Genomic DNA, 14,629 nt, shown 5'->3' with positions numbered 1-14,629 from the left:
TGGTCGCCGCGGTGTCTCTGGGGAGAGGATTTCGACTCAGATCGCCAGCCATGCGTACACGTACAAGGTGTTGTTGTCCTTGGCCGAGCGTCCGGCTCCGTCGATGTTGTGTACGGCGCCGCTGAAGCGGGTATAGAAGATGTACTGGGCGCCGAGCCGAAGGTTCATGAAGGGCTCGGCCCAGGAATCCGCCTTGCCGAACGGATTCCAGTCGAACTCGACGATCCCGCCCTCGGTGTTCGGCCGGCCGCTGCCGCCATACAGCGTCATGTCACGGCTGCCATCGTCGGTGAACATGCCCAGCGTCGCGCCGTAGGTATTGCGATACCAGTAGCTGCCGTTGAGGTTGAAAGACTCCAGGCTGTCATGCAGATGGTCGGACCCGCCACTGGCGTACGTCGCATTCAGGCGTTGCCGCTCGTCCACATAGATCCCTGCGAGGGTGATCGTGTGATCGCCATGGAAATACTGGTAGCTGGCATCCACACCCAGATCGCTGAGGCTGTCCGTGGGGCCAGGCAGGGCGATGGCATCACCGTTGGCATTGCTGCCTACCAGTCCGCGCCGTGCCTGCATCGCGAACCCGCCCACTTCCAGGTTGCCGCTGGCCAGGTACCAGGTGCGTGCCAGCCGCAGATACGGAGTCAGACCGTTCAGGCGACCTCCGAAGTCGGCATTCACCTTGCGCAGGAACGCCGGCGACAGTGAACGGTAGATACCGACTTCCCCATACCAGGCATTGTCGAGCTGGGCATAGGCCGTAGACCCGATCACCGCGCCTCCCAGGCCGCCGAATAGGATCGGTTGTGCCGGAGCGCCCGGGGCAAGGTCCGCCGACATGTACGGGAACATCCAGGCCGGCGCAGTGTTGAACACGTCAGAAACGGTAGGGTTGTTATTGACGCTGACGCCCCAGATCCAGGTGTGCTTGCCGTGGGTCACCGAACGCGCGTAACGCAGATCCATGTTGTCCCAGCCCAGCAGGCCACCGTTCTGGGAATAGGTCGCCTGTGCCAGCACGCCCAGATGCTCGGCCAGCCGTCCGCCAAGGAAGACTGAAGCCTGCGACAACTCGGTATTGTCGTTATCCGCAAAGCCAGGTGCCGGTGACTCTGTCTGGGCTTTCAGCGTACGGGTGAACGACTCCACCACCATCGCCGAAAGCGGTACCTCGGGCCCACTTCCGCTCTTGAGCGTATAGCCGAGCAGCTTGAACTGGCGCCCGAACGGGGTCAGCTGGGGTCCGAAGGCGCCAATGTGGCAAGCCGCGCACGGTTGCCCGGTCTGTCGTGCAAAAGCAGGAATTGCCAGCACCGGCCACGGCAGCGCCAGCAAAAGCAGGATCGACAGCAACCAGTACGCTGGACGCATAACCGGACTGCGGCGACGTGACGGGTCGACGCGTTTCATAACCAGGCCTCCCTGTTCGGGCCGAGGCACCCATGCCTCGCGCCGAGGAAAGCATGATGCGCAGCACCATGGCCGGTCTTGACCCGTGTCAAATCCTGTGCGGATACAGCCTGGTCAGCTGCATCGGGAAGCTTACGCGGCGGTGCCGCCCACGGTCATCGCGTCGATCTTCAGGGTCGGCTGCCCCACACCTACCGGCACGCTCTGGCCGTCCTTGCCACAGACGCCCACGCCATCATCCAGCCGCATGTCGTTGCCGATCATCGAGACCCGGGTAAGCACCTCAGGGCCCGAGCCGATCAGGGTGGCGCCCTTCACCGGAGCGGTGATCCTGCCGTCCTCGATCAGGTAGGCCTCGCTGGCCGAAAACACGAACTTGCCACTGGTGATGTCGACCTGGCCACCGCCGAAGTTCGGTGCGTACAGGCCGCGCTTCACCGAGCGGATGATTTCTTCCGGGTCGTGCGAACCGCCCAGCATGTAAGTGTTGGTCATGCGCGGCATGGGCAGCTGCGCGAAGGATTCGCGCCGGCCGTTGCCGGTCGGCGCCATGCCCATCAGGCGGGCATTGAGCTTGTCCTGCATGTAGCCCTTGAGAATGCCGTCCTCGATCAGGGTGGTGCACTCGGTCGGGGTGCCCTCGTCATCCACGCTGAGCGAACCGCGACGCCCCTGCAGGGTACCGTCGTCGACCACGGTGACGCCGGGTGCCGCTACACGCTGGCCCATACGACCGGCGAAGGCAGAACTGCCCTTGCGGTTGAAGTCGCCTTCCAGACCGTGGCCTACGGCTTCGTGCAGCAGTACGCCGGGCCAGCCCGGCCCCAGCACCACGGTCATCTGGCCGGCTGGCGCATCGACCGAATCCAGATTCATCAGCGCCTGACGTACCGCTTCGTCGGCAAAGGCCAGCGCACGACCGTTCTCGATCAGCTCGCGGTAGCCATAGCGACCACCGCCGCCGGCATGCCCCTGCTCGCGCCGACCGTTGCTCTCGGCGATCACCTGCACCGACAGCCGCACCAGTGGCCGCACGTCGGCGGCCAGGGTGCCATCGGAAGCCGCCACCAGCACGGTATCCAGCGTGGCGGCCAGGCTCACCATGACCTGCTTCACGCGCGGGTCGCGTGCCCGCGCATAGGCATCCACTTCGCGCAGCAGAGCGATCTTGTCGGCATTCGGCAGGCTTTCCACCGGATCGATCGCCGGGTAGAACGGCTGCGCCCCGGCCAGGGCCAACGGTTTGCCGGCACCGTTCCCGTCCTGGGCGATCGCACGCGCCGCCTTCGAGGCCTCCAGCAGCTGCGGCAGCACGATCTCGTCGGAATAGGCGAAACCGGTCTTTTCGCCGCTGATCGCGCGCACGCCCACGCCCTGCTCGATGGCGTGGCTGCCGTCCTTGACGATGCCTTCCTCCAGCAGCCACGACTCGCTGCGCGAATGCTGGAAATACAGGTCAGCGGCGTCGATCGACGGCCCCATCAACTGCGCGAACACGCGATCGAGGTCGCCGGTGGCGAGCCCGCCGGGAGCAAGAAGACGGTTTTCGACCTGGGCGATCAGGGAATCCATGGGGCTTTACCGATATGAGTGGGTGGAGCGGACCTTGGCGGTCCGACCGGTCGTGACAGGGCCACGACTGGAAGGTGAGGGCTAAACGCCAAGCTTAAAGCCCGGGCCCGGCCGCGGTCACGGCCGGCCGGGTGCGGATGCCGCTGCAGCCGGCATCGATCTGGCGGTGGAAGGTTTCGCAGGCATCGAACGCGCAGCCGCATGGCGACTGGCCGGCGAAGCGGGCCGGGCTGGCTTCGCAGGTGTCCTGGCAGGTACGTTGGCGGGTGTCTTGGGGCCAGCTCCGGGCTGCGGAGCCCCGGACTGCGGAATGTCGCTGGTATCGATCAGTTTCATCACCGGCTTCGCCCAGCTCCCGGTGACGTGGTAGCGACGCATGGCGACGTGGTTCAGGCCTTTGCCGAGCAAGCCCTGTACGGCCAGCCCGGCAGCCGCCCCGACCGGCCCGCCGACCACCGCGCCGACCACCGGCAAGCTGTTGCCCACGTGCGGGATGACCGTGACGATCTGGTCATAGTCGCGAGCGCGCAGGCCGGTGCGACCGGTGACACTGATTTCCGCGGCGGGTCCGTGGATCTTCAGATTGCGGGTCGTAGCGTTGCCGTTGGCCAGCGTGAAATCGCCGGTGATCGAATCGAAGCCCAGACCCTTGCCGAACACGTCGCCGAAGTCCAGCGACAGGCGTCGCGGCAGTTCGCCCAGCGAAACCAGCCCGAACAACCGCCCCACGCCAGGCGCCACGTCCGGAATGCGACCGTTGCTGACCTCGACACTGAGCTTTCCGTCCATGTTGGCCAATGCCAGCGACGAGGGCGCGCCGGGCCAGGTCGCATCCAGCTGGTCGCGCGTCTTGCCGCCGCTGAAAATATTGTCGAAACCGAAGTCGTTGAGCATGTCGCCGAGGTTGTCCGCGGCAAAGTCGATCCGCATATGAGTGTGGCTGCTGGCGGCCGTGCCGTCCCAGTCGCCGGTGGCGGTCACCTGCACCCGTGGCGAGAGCGCGCGCAACTGGTCGATATGCATGCCATGGGGGGTGGGCCACGTCTCCAGACGCGCCTGACCCAACCGTGCTGCCCCCAGGCGCAGGTCGCCCACGACCATGTGCAGCGGCGGGATGGCGCCAGGGTCGATGCCGGTATCCGCCGGATCGACGACGGGAACCTCCGCCCCCTTGGCGTCCTTGGCGAAGTTTTCCCGCGGCCAGTACAGCCGCTTCAGCCGCGCCGTGATCCCGCGCTTGTTCAATTGCGTGGTGGGCACATCGAAATGGCCCGCCAGCGTCTTGCTCTGCGCATCGATCGCCAGCGTGTCGCCCTTCGGGCTGGCATGGATGTGCATGTTGCCGAAATCACGCTCGAAAATGTCCGCATTCGCCGCATCGATATCGAGGGTTTCCAGCGCGGGCCCGTTGCCGCCATGGCCAGATGCGGCGTACTGCACCCAACCAGTCACGTCCAGCCGTTCGGCCCGACCGCGGATGCGCAGCCCGCTGGCTGGCAGGCTGTCGACCGTCGGCATCTGGGTGCCGAAAGCGAGGTTTGCAGCCAAGGGCTGCTGGTTGGGCTGCTGGTTCGCCGGCAGGCGGATACGCGCCCGCAGCACGTCGCCCAGCGCCAGCTGCAGATCGCTACCGGCCACCGGCAGGCTCATCGACAGATGCATCGGCATGTCGATAGCGGACGCGGCCTTCTTCAGCGGCGCCGGGAAATCCAGCGCGACCCCGATCAACGGCGAGTCGATCGTCATGGTCTGCGTATCGGGCCCGCTACCGGTCGCCGGCCGCGCAATGTCGTAGCCGATGGTGAACGCACTGCGGCCGTGTGCCACCTTGCCCAGCCAGGTCAGCTGCGGGTAGCCCTGCAGCAGTTCGTCCACGCTGTAGTTTCCGCTCAAGCTGGCGGCGAACAAGGTCGAGGGGTCACCGGTGGCCCCGGCGACCGCCAAGTCGAGCGTGGACGGTTCGCCGCGGAAGCTGCCGCTCAGCGGGCCGGCGTGAAAACCATGTCCGTCGAACGTGGCTGGCCCGCTCATCTGCCCGAGCTGCAGACCCCAGTCGGCATTCGAGGCATCGACGTGACTGAGCGTCGCCTCGCCATTGAGGATGAAATCCTTCACGTCATGCAGCGGCATCGAAAGATGGAAATCGAAGCGGCCGCTGCCCCCCAGCTTCAGCTTGGAAAGCACGTCGGCCTCACGGCTGGCGATCGGGCTCTTGCGCGCGAAGTTGAGCAGGCTGGAAGCCGGTCCGCCGCCGCTGACATTCAGGTCCAGCGTGCCGTGCGAAAAATCTGGAATCAGCGCAATGACTTTGCTCGTCTTGACGCCGAGCGACTGCCCCGCATCGGCCTGCACCAGCATGCCGCTATCGATGAAGTCGACCGTGGCATGCACGCCCTGCGCCTGCGGCCACTCCTTGCCGTAGTCGAAGACCAGGTTGCTGACTTCCGCATGCGCCTCGAAACGCCCTTCGTTGTGGCGGAACGGCCAGTCCTTCAGATCGCCATGCACCAGCACATCGGCATGGTCCAGCGTGCCGCTGACCAGCGCATCATCCAGCCATTTCACGGCGCCGGGCGACATCTTGTCGACCGGCCAGAACAGCTTGGCGGCGGTGATATCGGCATGGGTCACGTTGGCGTACAGATCGAGGAATGGCGGGCCGCCGGCATCATGCAGCTCGATCTGGCCGCGTGCGTTGCCGGCAAATCCTTCGCCCTGAAAGTCCAGTCCAGCGATGCCGATATGCCGGTTGCCACCGGTGTGCCAGGATGCCAACGTGCCCCCAAGCTTCGCCATCACGAACGGCTTGCGGAACATGTGCGGAAAACTCAGCGTGACGGCCTGGTCCGGCAACTCCAGCGAGACCGCCTCGGCATCGCCCCGCAAGGTACCCTGCAGATGGTCCACCCCAGGCAGGGTGCCGACTGGGTCGATGCCCAGGTCGTTGAAATCGGCATGCAACGCCTGCAGGCCGTCGGCACGATTCCAGCGCAGCGTCACGTCCTGGATCAGGCCATGCGGATGCCCTTCGCCCAGCCAGGCCGCCAGCGCCGTCGGCAATCTGGGGACCAGTGCCAGCCAGGGCACCAGAGGCGCGAGCCGCACATTACGGCCGGCCGCCTGGACATTGGCCTGCGGCGAACCTGCGCGATGCATGTCCAGCACCAGGGCTGCACCGTCGTCGCCAACCCAGCGCACCGCATAGCCGTCTTCGAGACCACTCAGCTCGGCCTCGCCGTGTACCGACGGCACACTGGCGCGGCTGCCCGACGGCGTGCGCACCACCACGTCGGTCAATTCCAGCGTGGCGACACTGCGCACCACCTTGTCGTGCCGCCAGTCCAGCCAAGCGGACACGCTGCCGTAGCCGGCCTGCACCGCGTAACCGCCCAGGTCGATGCCGTCCAGAAGCTGGTGCAGGTCGGCCTTGCTGGCGGAAAGCCAGAGCCGTCCGGCGCTGCCGTCGTCGCGAAAATCACCGGCACCATGAACAATGCCCGCCGCGTCTTCGCGATGCAGCAAAGCACCGACGCGGACATGATCACCCTGGCGGCTCAACCGGAGCGCATCGGCGATCAGTGCGTAATGCTTGCCGGTCCGCGCGTCGGCGATGTCCAGCCGCAGGTCGTCCAGCCGCACGCCCAGCGACAGGTTTCCGAATGACGTCGGCTGACGGCCATGACCACCGGCCACGCCGATGCCGTTGACGTGCCAGGAACCGTCGGCATCGTGACTGATGTCGAGCTGCAGGCCGCGTGCGCGCAGGTTGAGGAAGTGCCGCGACGGCAGCAGCCAGCCGCCGAAATCAAGCTTGAGTCCGGCCTCGGGAATATGCAGCGGGTTGCCGCCCTGTCCCTTCGCCACTCCCACGGTGAGGTTGCGCATCACGAACAACGGTCCCGAGGGCTGCCAGCGCCCGTCCAGCGCACTGAAGCTGACCGGACGATGAAGCCGTTCGCTGAGCTGCTTCGCCACCCACTGCGGGTGACGCGCCAGCAATGGCAGCAGCAGCTGGGCCAGCGCAGCAGAAAGGGCCAGCATGATCACCATCACGCCGGCCATCCAGCCCAGCGCCCGCATGCCGCGATGCAGGCGGCGTCGCCATGTGGGGGTCACGCCCGACCATCCCCGCCGGGTTCAAAGCAGGACAACATCAAACTGTTCCTGTGAATAATGCTCTTCGGCCTGGAAGCGTATGCTTTTGGAGATGAACTCTTCCAGTTCGGCGACCGCGGCCGACTCTTCCTCGAGGATGCGGTTGACCACGCTGGGGCTGGCCATCACCAGCAGCTGCTCGGCGTCGAACTGGCGCACGGCCCGGGTAATCTCGCGGAAAATCTCGTACGTGACCGTTTCGGCGGTCTTCAGCGTGCCGCGGCCGGAACAGGCCGGACACGGCTCACACAGCTGGCGCTCCAGACTCTCGGTGGTGCGCTTGCGGGTCATCTCGACCAGGCCCAGCGCCGACATCGGGTAGACCGTGGTCTTGGCATGGTCCCGTGCCAGGCCTTTTTCCAGCATGCGCAGGACCTGGCGCCGGTGCTCCTCGTCGACCATGTCGATGAAGTCGATGATGACGATGCCGCCCAGGTTGCGCAGGCGCAGCTGCCGAGAGGCGGCCTGCGCGGCCTCCAGATTGGTGCGGTAGACAGTCTCTTCCAGGTTGCGCGACCCCACATAGCCGCCGGTGTTGACGTCGATGGTGGTCATCGCCTCGGTCTGGTCGACGATCAGGTAGCCACCGGACTTCAGCGGCACTTCCTTGCGCAGTGCGCGCTGCATCTCGTCCTCGGCACCGTACAGGTCGAAGATCGGGCGCTCGCCGTCGTAGTGCTCGACGCGGTCGTCCAGGCTCGGCATGAACTTGTGCACGAACTTGGTGACCTTTTCCCAGGTTTCGCGCGAATCCACGCGCACCTTCTCGATGCCGTCGGTGAGCAGGTCGCGCAGGCTGCGCAGCGGCAGCGAGAGCTCTTCGTACACGCGCTCGCCCACGCTCGCCCTGGCGATGTTTTCCTGCACCACCCGCCATACCTTGCCCAGGTAGGTCACGTCGAAGGCCAGCGATTCGGCGCTCTGTCCTTCGGCATTGGTGCGAACGATGTAGCCCAGCGGGTTGTCCCCGACCAGCGGCGTCAGTACGTCCTTCAGGCGCTGCCGCTCGTCCTCGTCCTCGATCCTCGCCGAGATGCCGAGCGTGCGCGCGTACGGCAGCAGCACCAGGTAGCGCGACGGAATCGACAGGTGTGCCGACAGCCGCGCGCCCTTGGTGCCGATCGGGTCCTTGACCACCTGCACGACGATTTCCTGGCCCTCGTGCACCAGCTCGCTGATCGAAGGCACGTGCCCGTTGCCGTTGCCATGGCCATTGCCGTCGGTGCCTTCCGGCTGCGGCGGCCGCACGATATCCGACGCGTGCAGGAAGGCCGCCCGCTCCAGGCCGATATCCACGAACACCGCCTGCATGCCCGGCATCACCCGTTGCACGCGCCCCTTGTAGACGTTGCCGACATAACCGCGACGGGAGGCACGTTCGACGTGCACTTCCTGCAGCATGCCGTTTTCGACCACTCCTACGCGCGTCTCACGCGGCGTGACATTGATCAGGATCTCTTCACTCACCGGCTACTCCAAATCGATAACGACCTTTATAGCGGCTGGGCGAGCGGACTGTCGATGCGCAGCGCACAGCCGACACCGTTGGCCCCCCTCTGCCGGAAGCGGTCCGTGATCACGTAAAGTAGCGCGATGAAATTGCTGCTGGTCGAGGACTCGAAACGCCTGCGTGACACGCTGCAGCACGGTCTGCGTGGCGCCGGTTTCACGGTGGATGCCTGCGCCGACGGCATCGAGGCCCGTGGCCTGCTGCAAACCTATGCGTACGACTTGGTCGTGCTCGACCTGATGCTGCCGCGACTGGACGGTATCGGCGTGCTGCGCAGCCTGCCCGCGCATGGCCCGCGCCCCCGTGTGCTGGTGCTGTCGGCCCGCGACCAGGTCAGCGACCGCATCGAGGCCCTGAATACCGGCGCCGACGACTATCTGGTCAAGCCATTCTCGTTCGACGAACTGGTAGCCCGGCTGCAGGCCCTGGCGCGCCGGCCACCGGAAACCCAGCCCGACATCATCGAAGCCGGAGCGCTCAGCCTGAACCAGAGCGCACACGAAGCCACCGCCCATGGCCAGCCGATCCCGCTGACGCCGCGCGAATTCGCCCTGCTGACGCTGCTGCTACGCCACCGGGGCCACGTATTCAGCCGGGTCGCCATCCTGGAACGCCTGGCCGGCAGCGACAGCGAGGCCTCCGACCGCAGCGTGGAAGTGCTGGTACATGGCCTGCGTCGCAAACTCGATGCCGTCGACATGGACGGACTCATCGAGACGCGCCGCGGCGCCGGCTACCTGATTCCATGAAGTGGCGATCGCTGTCCTGGCGGATCACGCTGCTACTGCTGGCGACCAGCCTGCTGGTGTTTGCCGGTGGCTCGCTGGTGATGGACCACCTGGTGGACCACCAGCTGAAGCTGCGCTTCTATCAGGGGCTGGAGCTGCAATCGCAGGCGTTGGCCGCCTCGATGGAACTCGAGCCCTGGCACGTCGAGCCCGACAATGCCGCCTGGCTGTCCGCCGGACTGCTGGGCGACGCGGCCATCCATTACGACATCCGTTGCGGCGGCCGCGAACTCGACCAGAGCCGCAACCCGCCCCCCGGCTATCCGCCCGGCTGGCCGGCCGCCGCCGGCATGCAGCCGCAGATCGGCGAACTGCTACTGGCCGACGGCCGGCACATGGGCTGGACCATGCGTGCCTTCCGCATGCCACTGGGCGAAGGCTGGGGGCATACCCGCGCGGAGCGCGAGCAGCGCTGGCGCACCAGCAAGCACATCATCTCGCGCGACTGCCGCCTGCTGCTGATGCAGGACCGCGGTCGGCTCGACGACATCATGCTGAGCGTCGACGGGATTCTCGTCGTCGGCCCGCTGCTGGCTCTGCTGATCGCCTTGCTCGCGGTCCCGCTCATCGTGCGGCGCGGACTCCGCCCGCTCGGCCGTCTCGGCGACCGCATGGGCGACATCGGCCCGCACGAACCGGGGCGACGACTGGCTCCCACCGGCATGTACGAGCTGGATCCGCTGGTCGCCCGCTTCAACGAGGTGCTGGCACGCATGGACGACGGCCTCGCACGCGAGCGCCAGTTCGCCAGCGGACTGGCGCACGAAACGCGCACCCGGCTGGCCGAACTGCGCGTGATGTGCGAGGTGGAAACACGCTACCCCAGCGGCCGCCCCCTACCCGACCTGCTGACCGAACTGGGCACCATCGGTACCGAACTGGAGAACACGGTCAATGCGCTGCTGCTGCTGACCCGTCTGCAGTCCGGACTGGAACAGGCGCACTTCAAGGCGCAGGACCCGACCGCCCAGATCGAACGCCTGCTGCAGCGCCACGAAAGCGTCGCGCGCGAACGCGACATCACCCTGCGTCTGGAACGCATCACGAAGGTCACCGCGGCATGGCAGATCGACCCGGCCCTGCTCGAGGTCGTGCTCGGCAACCTGCTCGGCAACGCCTGCCATTACGCCAGCGCCGGCGACACCGTGGTCGTGCGTATCGACGAAACCTCCATCACGGTCGACAACGCCGCCCCCAATCTGGACGAAAGCGACCTCGTCCATTTCGGCCAGCGCTTCTGGCGCAAGCAACCCACGCACTCGGGGCATGCCGGCCTCGGCCTCGCGCTGGCCCGTGCCGCCGCGCAGGCCATGCAGCTGCAACTGGAGTACCAATTGTCCGAGGGGCGCCTGCAGTCGATCCTGCGCCGCGTGCGCCATATGGACGGCGACTACTGAATCCCGTGCGTCGCTCGGGTTAGAGTGCAGCGATGAACCCAACACCTATCCTCCTTGCCTGGAGCGGCGGCAAGGACTGCCTGATGGCCTTGCAACGCCTGCAGGCCGATCCGCAATGGCACCTGGTGGGCCTGCTCACCACGGTGAACCGTACCTACGGACGCATCGCCATGCACGGCGTGCGCCACGACATCCTGCTGGCCCAGGCCACCGAACTGGGCTTGCCGCTGATCGAGGTCGGGATGGACTGGCCCGGCAGCAACGAAGCCTACGAGGCGGCACATGCCGCTGCGCTGCAGGAGGCCGAACAGCGCTGGCCCGGCCTGCGGCACTGCGCCTTCGGCGACCTGTTTCTGGAAGACGTGCGCGACTATCGGATCCGCCAGCTCGGCCGTGCCGACTGGCATGCGGTGTTCCCGCTGTGGGGCGAGGATACGGCTGCGCTGGCCCGCCGCTTCGCCCGCGAAGGTCACCGTGCCCACCTGTGCTGCGTGGACACCCAGCAGCTCGACGCCAGTTACTGCGGACGTGAATTCGACAACACGCTGCTCGACACTTTGCCTGCCGGTGTCGATCCCTGCGGCGAACGCGGCGAATTCCATACACTGAGCTTCGGCGGCCCGATGTTCCGTCGCCCCCTGGACCTGCTGCGGGGTGAATCGGTATTGCGAGATGACCGCTTCCAGTTCACCGACTTCCTGCTTGCCGGCGATGCCACGCACAACTGAGGCGCCGATTCTGCCGGACGTGCTGTGTCCGGGGTTGGCACTGGTCTTCTGCGGCACCGCTGCCGGCAGGCGCTCCGCCGCCGAACACGCCTACTACGCCCATCCAGGCAACCTGTTCTGGCGCGCATTGTTCGAGGCGGGACTGACTCCGCGGCTGTTCGTCCCGCTGGAGTTTCCGCGGCTACCCGAACACGGCATCGGGCTGACCGACCTGGCCAAGCGCCACAGCGGCAACGACAACGAGCTGCCCCGCGACGCCTTCGACGTGCCCGCACTCGTCGCCAAGATCGAGCGCTTCGCACCGCGCCTGCTGGCCTTCACCAGCAAGAACGCGGCACGGACCGCACTCGGCCGCCACGTATCGCGCTACGGCCAGCAGGACGAGCGTATCGGCGACACCCGCCTGTTCGTGCTGCCCTCGCCATCGGGCCAGGCGCGCGGGCACTGGAGCCTTGAGCCATGGCGCGCGCTGGCCGACGCGTATATTGCCGCACGCACTGAGCAGTCACACACGGGGTAACCGCTACCGAGAGTGGCCGGCAGGACGGTGGCCGTTCGTATCGCTCAACACCACGCCGGGTCGCGTTCCGGGCCTGGCCCATGCGCGGTCAGTGACCGGTCGCGCTCGACTTGCGCACGATCAGCATGGCCAGCTCGAGTGACTGCTCATAGTTCAGGCGGGGGTCGACCATCGACTTGTAGGCACGTTGCAGGTCCGCCTCGGACAGATCACGTGCACCGCCCAGGCATTCGGTGACGTTCTCGCCGGTCAGCTCCAGATGAACGCCGCCGAGACGCGTGCCGGCAGCTGCATGGATGTCGAAAGCCTGGTCCAGCTCGCCGCGGATATTGTCGAAGCGGCGTGTCTTGAAGCCGTTCGACGTGCTCTCGGTATTGCCGTGCATCGGGTCGGCGACCCACAGCACCCGGCGCCCCTCGCGCTTCACCGCCTCCAGCAGCGGCGGCAGCGCCTTGGCAACGCCGGCATTGCCCATCCGGTGGATCAGGGTCAACCGACCAGGCTCGTCGTCGGGGTTGAGGGCCTCGATCAGCGGCAGCAACTGGTCCGGCGTCACCGACGGTCCTACCTTCACCGCGATCGGGTTGCGGATGCCGCGGAAGTACTCCACATGGGCACCGTCAAGAGCCGCCGTGCGCATGCCGATCCACGGAAAATGGGTGGACAGGTTGAACCAGCCCTCATGACGCGGCACCTGCCGGGTCAGGGCCTGCTCGTAGTGCAGCAATAGCGCCTCGTGCGAGGTGAAGAAATCCACCTTGCTGAAGCCCGCGACCGAGCCCGCCAGGGTCTCCATGAAGCGCAGCGAATCGCTGATGCCGGTGACCATGTGCCGGTACTCGGCCGCCAGCGGCGAGTGCTCGACCCAGGCCAGGTCCCAATACTCGGGGTGATGCAGGTCGGCGAAGCCACCGTCGATCAGCGCACGCACGAAGTTCATCGTGAGTGCGGAATGTGAATGCGCGCGCAGCAAGCGCTGAGGATCGGCACGGCGCGCGGCCGGCGTGAAATCGGGACCATTGACCACGTCGCCACGGAAGCTGGGCAAGGTCACGCCATCGCGGGTCTCGGTATCGGCCGAACGCGGCTTGGCGTACTGGCCGGCGAAACGGCCGACGCGCAGCACCGGTTTCTTCAGCCCGTGCACCAGCACCAGGCTCATTTGCAGCAGCACCTTGAGACGGTTGGAAATGACCGGGCTGGAACAGTCGGCAAAACTTTCCGCGCAATCCCCACCCTGCAGCAGGAAGCGCCGCCCATCCTGTGCTTCCGCCAGTGCCTGCTTCAGTGCCAGCACTTCCCAGGACGTCACCAGTGGCGGCAGCTCGGCCAGGCGCGCGGTGGCTTCAGCCAGCTCCTGCGCATCTTCGTATCGCGGCTGTTGCAAGGCCTCGCGGCGCTGCCAGGACGATGGCGACCAGCTTTGGTCCTGCACTGACGTACTCATGTCCGCGTCCCTGTCGAACGGCGCCATCCGGCACGCAGCGACCACAACCCTAGCAGCACGAACCAGATCAGCGACCACAGCGGCATCGGCAGGCCAAGGATCGACTGCACCCGTGCGCACTCGCCCGAACCGGTCAGCACCTTGGCCAGCACCCCGATCAACCCGCCGTTGCTGGCACGCGTCTCCAGCATGTAGCCGAGCGGCGCTCCGCAGCTGGGCACCTGGTCCGGCGGCAGCGACTGTATCCACAGGTGGCGGCTGGCAATGCCCACGCCAACCAGCGCGACCAGCACCAGCAGCCCCACGTATACCCAGCGCCCCCAGTTACGCGGTGCGTGCAGCCCCCCCACCAGGAACACCAGACCCAGTGCGATGAATGCGACGCGCTGGAGGATACAGAGCGGACACGGGTCCATCATCATCACGTACTGGGCGTAGAGTGCGAACCCGATCAGCCCGGCACAGACCAGGAAACCGGCGAGGAAACTGACACGGTACGACCAGCGCAGAGGATTCATCGGGTAACGACTTGCTTGGTGGAAAACACGACATTAACCGCTTGCCACAACGCTGTCAGCATCACACGTGCGCTACCGTCGTGAAAGCAAAAACCCCGCCCGGTTGCCCTGGCGGGGTCTTGTCTGGATGCAATGAGGCATCCGGCGCAATGCCGATTTACTCGGCCGACTTACTCGGCGTCGACGGCTTCGGCAGCCTGCGGACGATCGACCAGTTCGACATAGGCCATCGGCGCATTGTCACCGACGCGGTAGCCGCACTTGAGGATGCGCAGGTAACCACCGGGACGCTCGCGGTAGCGCGGCCCCAGCTCGACGAACAGCTTGCCCACGGCTTCCTTGTCGCGCAGACGCGCAAAGGCAAGGCGACGATTGGCAACGCCATCGGTCTTGGCCAGGGTGATCAGCGGCTCGGCGATGCGGCGCAGTTCCTTGGCCTTCGGCAGCGTGGTGCGGATCAGTTCGTGCTTGAACAGCGACGAGGCCATGTTCTTGAACATCGCTTCGCGGTGGCTGCTGGTCCGGTTGAACTTGCGTCCGGATTTCATGTGGCGCATGGCAAATACTCTCTGTCTGTTGTTATG

Annotated in this window: 11 protein-coding genes; 4 read left to right on the top strand and 7 right to left on the bottom strand. The window is 66.1% G+C overall.

Translation table 11 applies throughout. The features are described from left to right. Nucleotides 1-36: 36 nt before the first annotated feature. The 4 genes from RA164_RS04550 to rng form a co-directional block, all read right to left on the bottom strand. Nucleotides 37-1,371 carry a cytochrome C gene (locus RA164_RS04550; protein ID WP_329742780.1) on the bottom strand — a complete coding sequence of 445 codons (1,335 nt, stop codon included), beginning with the start codon at nucleotides 1,369-1,371 and terminating at the stop codon, nucleotides 37-39. Nucleotides 1,372-1,542: 171 nt separating this feature from the next. Further along, nucleotides 1,543-2,982, bottom strand: a complete 1,440-nt coding sequence (gene tldD / locus RA164_RS04545; RefSeq protein WP_329742779.1) for a metalloprotease TldD — start codon at nucleotides 2,980-2,982, stop codon at nucleotides 1,543-1,545. 117 nt (nucleotides 2,983-3,099) lie between these two features. Beyond that, on the bottom strand, nucleotides 3,100-7,098 hold the full coding sequence (locus RA164_RS04540; RefSeq protein ID WP_329742778.1) for a YhdP family protein: 3,999 nt from the start codon (nucleotides 7,096-7,098) through the stop codon (nucleotides 3,100-3,102). 21 nt (nucleotides 7,099-7,119) lie between these two features. Continuing rightward, entirely contained in the window at nucleotides 7,120-8,604 is a 1,485-nt protein-coding gene (rng, locus tag RA164_RS04535; protein ID WP_329742777.1) for a ribonuclease G, read from the bottom strand. Nucleotides 8,605-8,730: 126 nt separating this feature from the next. Here rng and RA164_RS04530 point away from each other — a divergent pair, with 126 nt between their 5' ends. The 4 genes from RA164_RS04530 to RA164_RS04515 are packed head-to-tail and all read left to right on the top strand — an operon-like array spanning nucleotide 8,731 to nucleotide 12,080. Then, nucleotides 8,731-9,396 (top strand): response regulator transcription factor, encoded by a 666-nt coding sequence (locus RA164_RS04530; RefSeq protein WP_329742776.1) that lies wholly within the window; start codon nucleotides 8,731-8,733, stop codon nucleotides 9,394-9,396. Further along, entirely contained in the window at nucleotides 9,393-10,832 is a 1,440-nt protein-coding gene (locus RA164_RS04525; RefSeq protein WP_329742775.1) for a sensor histidine kinase, read from the top strand. The genes RA164_RS04530 and RA164_RS04525 overlap by 4 nt, the downstream gene beginning before the upstream one ends. Before the next feature lie 32 nt (nucleotides 10,833-10,864). After that, the gene (locus RA164_RS04520; protein ID WP_329742774.1) at nucleotides 10,865-11,560 is read left to right on the top strand and encodes a Dph6-related ATP pyrophosphatase; all 696 of its coding nucleotides are present in this window, start codon (nucleotides 10,865-10,867) and stop codon (nucleotides 11,558-11,560) included. Continuing rightward, nucleotides 11,544-12,080 carry a mismatch-specific DNA-glycosylase gene (locus RA164_RS04515; RefSeq protein WP_329742773.1) on the top strand — a complete coding sequence of 179 codons (537 nt, stop codon included), beginning with the start codon at nucleotides 11,544-11,546 and terminating at the stop codon, nucleotides 12,078-12,080. The genes RA164_RS04520 and RA164_RS04515 overlap by 17 nt, the downstream gene beginning before the upstream one ends. An 88-nt stretch (nucleotides 12,081-12,168) precedes the next feature. Here RA164_RS04515 and RA164_RS04510 read toward each other — a convergent pair whose 3' ends face one another. The 3 genes from RA164_RS04510 to rplQ all read right to left on the bottom strand — a co-directional run bounded on the left by RA164_RS04510 (nucleotide 12,169) and on the right by rplQ (nucleotide 14,602). Continuing rightward, nucleotides 12,169-13,527: a class II 3-deoxy-7-phosphoheptulonate synthase gene (locus RA164_RS04510; RefSeq protein WP_329742772.1), complete on the bottom strand. Its 1,359-nt coding sequence runs from the start codon at nucleotides 13,525-13,527 to the stop codon at nucleotides 12,169-12,171. Further along, complete coding sequence (locus RA164_RS04505; RefSeq protein WP_329742771.1) at nucleotides 13,524-14,045, bottom strand: disulfide bond formation protein B; 522 nt, start codon at nucleotides 14,043-14,045, stop codon at nucleotides 13,524-13,526. The genes RA164_RS04510 and RA164_RS04505 overlap by 4 nt, the downstream gene beginning before the upstream one ends. Before the next feature lie 170 nt (nucleotides 14,046-14,215). Next, nucleotides 14,216-14,602 carry a 50S ribosomal protein L17 gene (gene rplQ, locus RA164_RS04500; RefSeq protein WP_329742770.1) on the bottom strand — a complete coding sequence of 129 codons (387 nt, stop codon included), beginning with the start codon at nucleotides 14,600-14,602 and terminating at the stop codon, nucleotides 14,216-14,218. Between the last annotated feature and the right edge of the window lie 27 nt (nucleotides 14,603-14,629).

The sequence above is a fragment of the Dyella sp. A6 genome (assembly GCF_036320485.1).
GTDB lineage: Bacteria > Pseudomonadota > Gammaproteobacteria > Xanthomonadales > Rhodanobacteraceae > Rhodanobacter_A > Rhodanobacter_A aluminiiresistens.
Note: the sequence above shows the minus strand (reverse complement) of the source record. Positions and strands in the feature narration are given on the sequence as shown.

Coding starts and splice junctions, on each gene's coding strand:
- RA164_RS04520 (WP_329742774.1), top strand. CDS start 10,865: ATGAACCCAACACCTATCCTCCTTGCCTGGAGCGGCGGCAAGGACTGC.
- RA164_RS04510 (WP_329742772.1), bottom strand. CDS start 13,527: ATGAGTACGTCAGTGCAGGACCAAAGCTGGTCGCCATCGTCCTGGCAG.
- RA164_RS04505 (WP_329742771.1), bottom strand. CDS start 14,045: ATGAATCCTCTGCGCTGGTCGTACCGTGTCAGTTTCCTCGCCGGTTTC.
- RA164_RS04530 (WP_329742776.1), top strand. CDS start 8,731: ATGAAATTGCTGCTGGTCGAGGACTCGAAACGCCTGCGTGACACGCTG.
- rplQ (WP_329742770.1), bottom strand. CDS start 14,602: ATGCGCCACATGAAATCCGGACGCAAGTTCAACCGGACCAGCAGCCAC.
- tldD (WP_329742779.1), bottom strand. CDS start 2,982: ATGGATTCCCTGATCGCCCAGGTCGAAAACCGTCTTCTTGCTCCCGGC.
- RA164_RS04550 (WP_329742780.1), bottom strand. CDS start 1,371: ATGCGTCCAGCGTACTGGTTGCTGTCGATCCTGCTTTTGCTGGCGCTG.
- RA164_RS04515 (WP_329742773.1), top strand. CDS start 11,544: ATGCCACGCACAACTGAGGCGCCGATTCTGCCGGACGTGCTGTGTCCG.
- RA164_RS04525 (WP_329742775.1), top strand. CDS start 9,393: ATGAAGTGGCGATCGCTGTCCTGGCGGATCACGCTGCTACTGCTGGCG.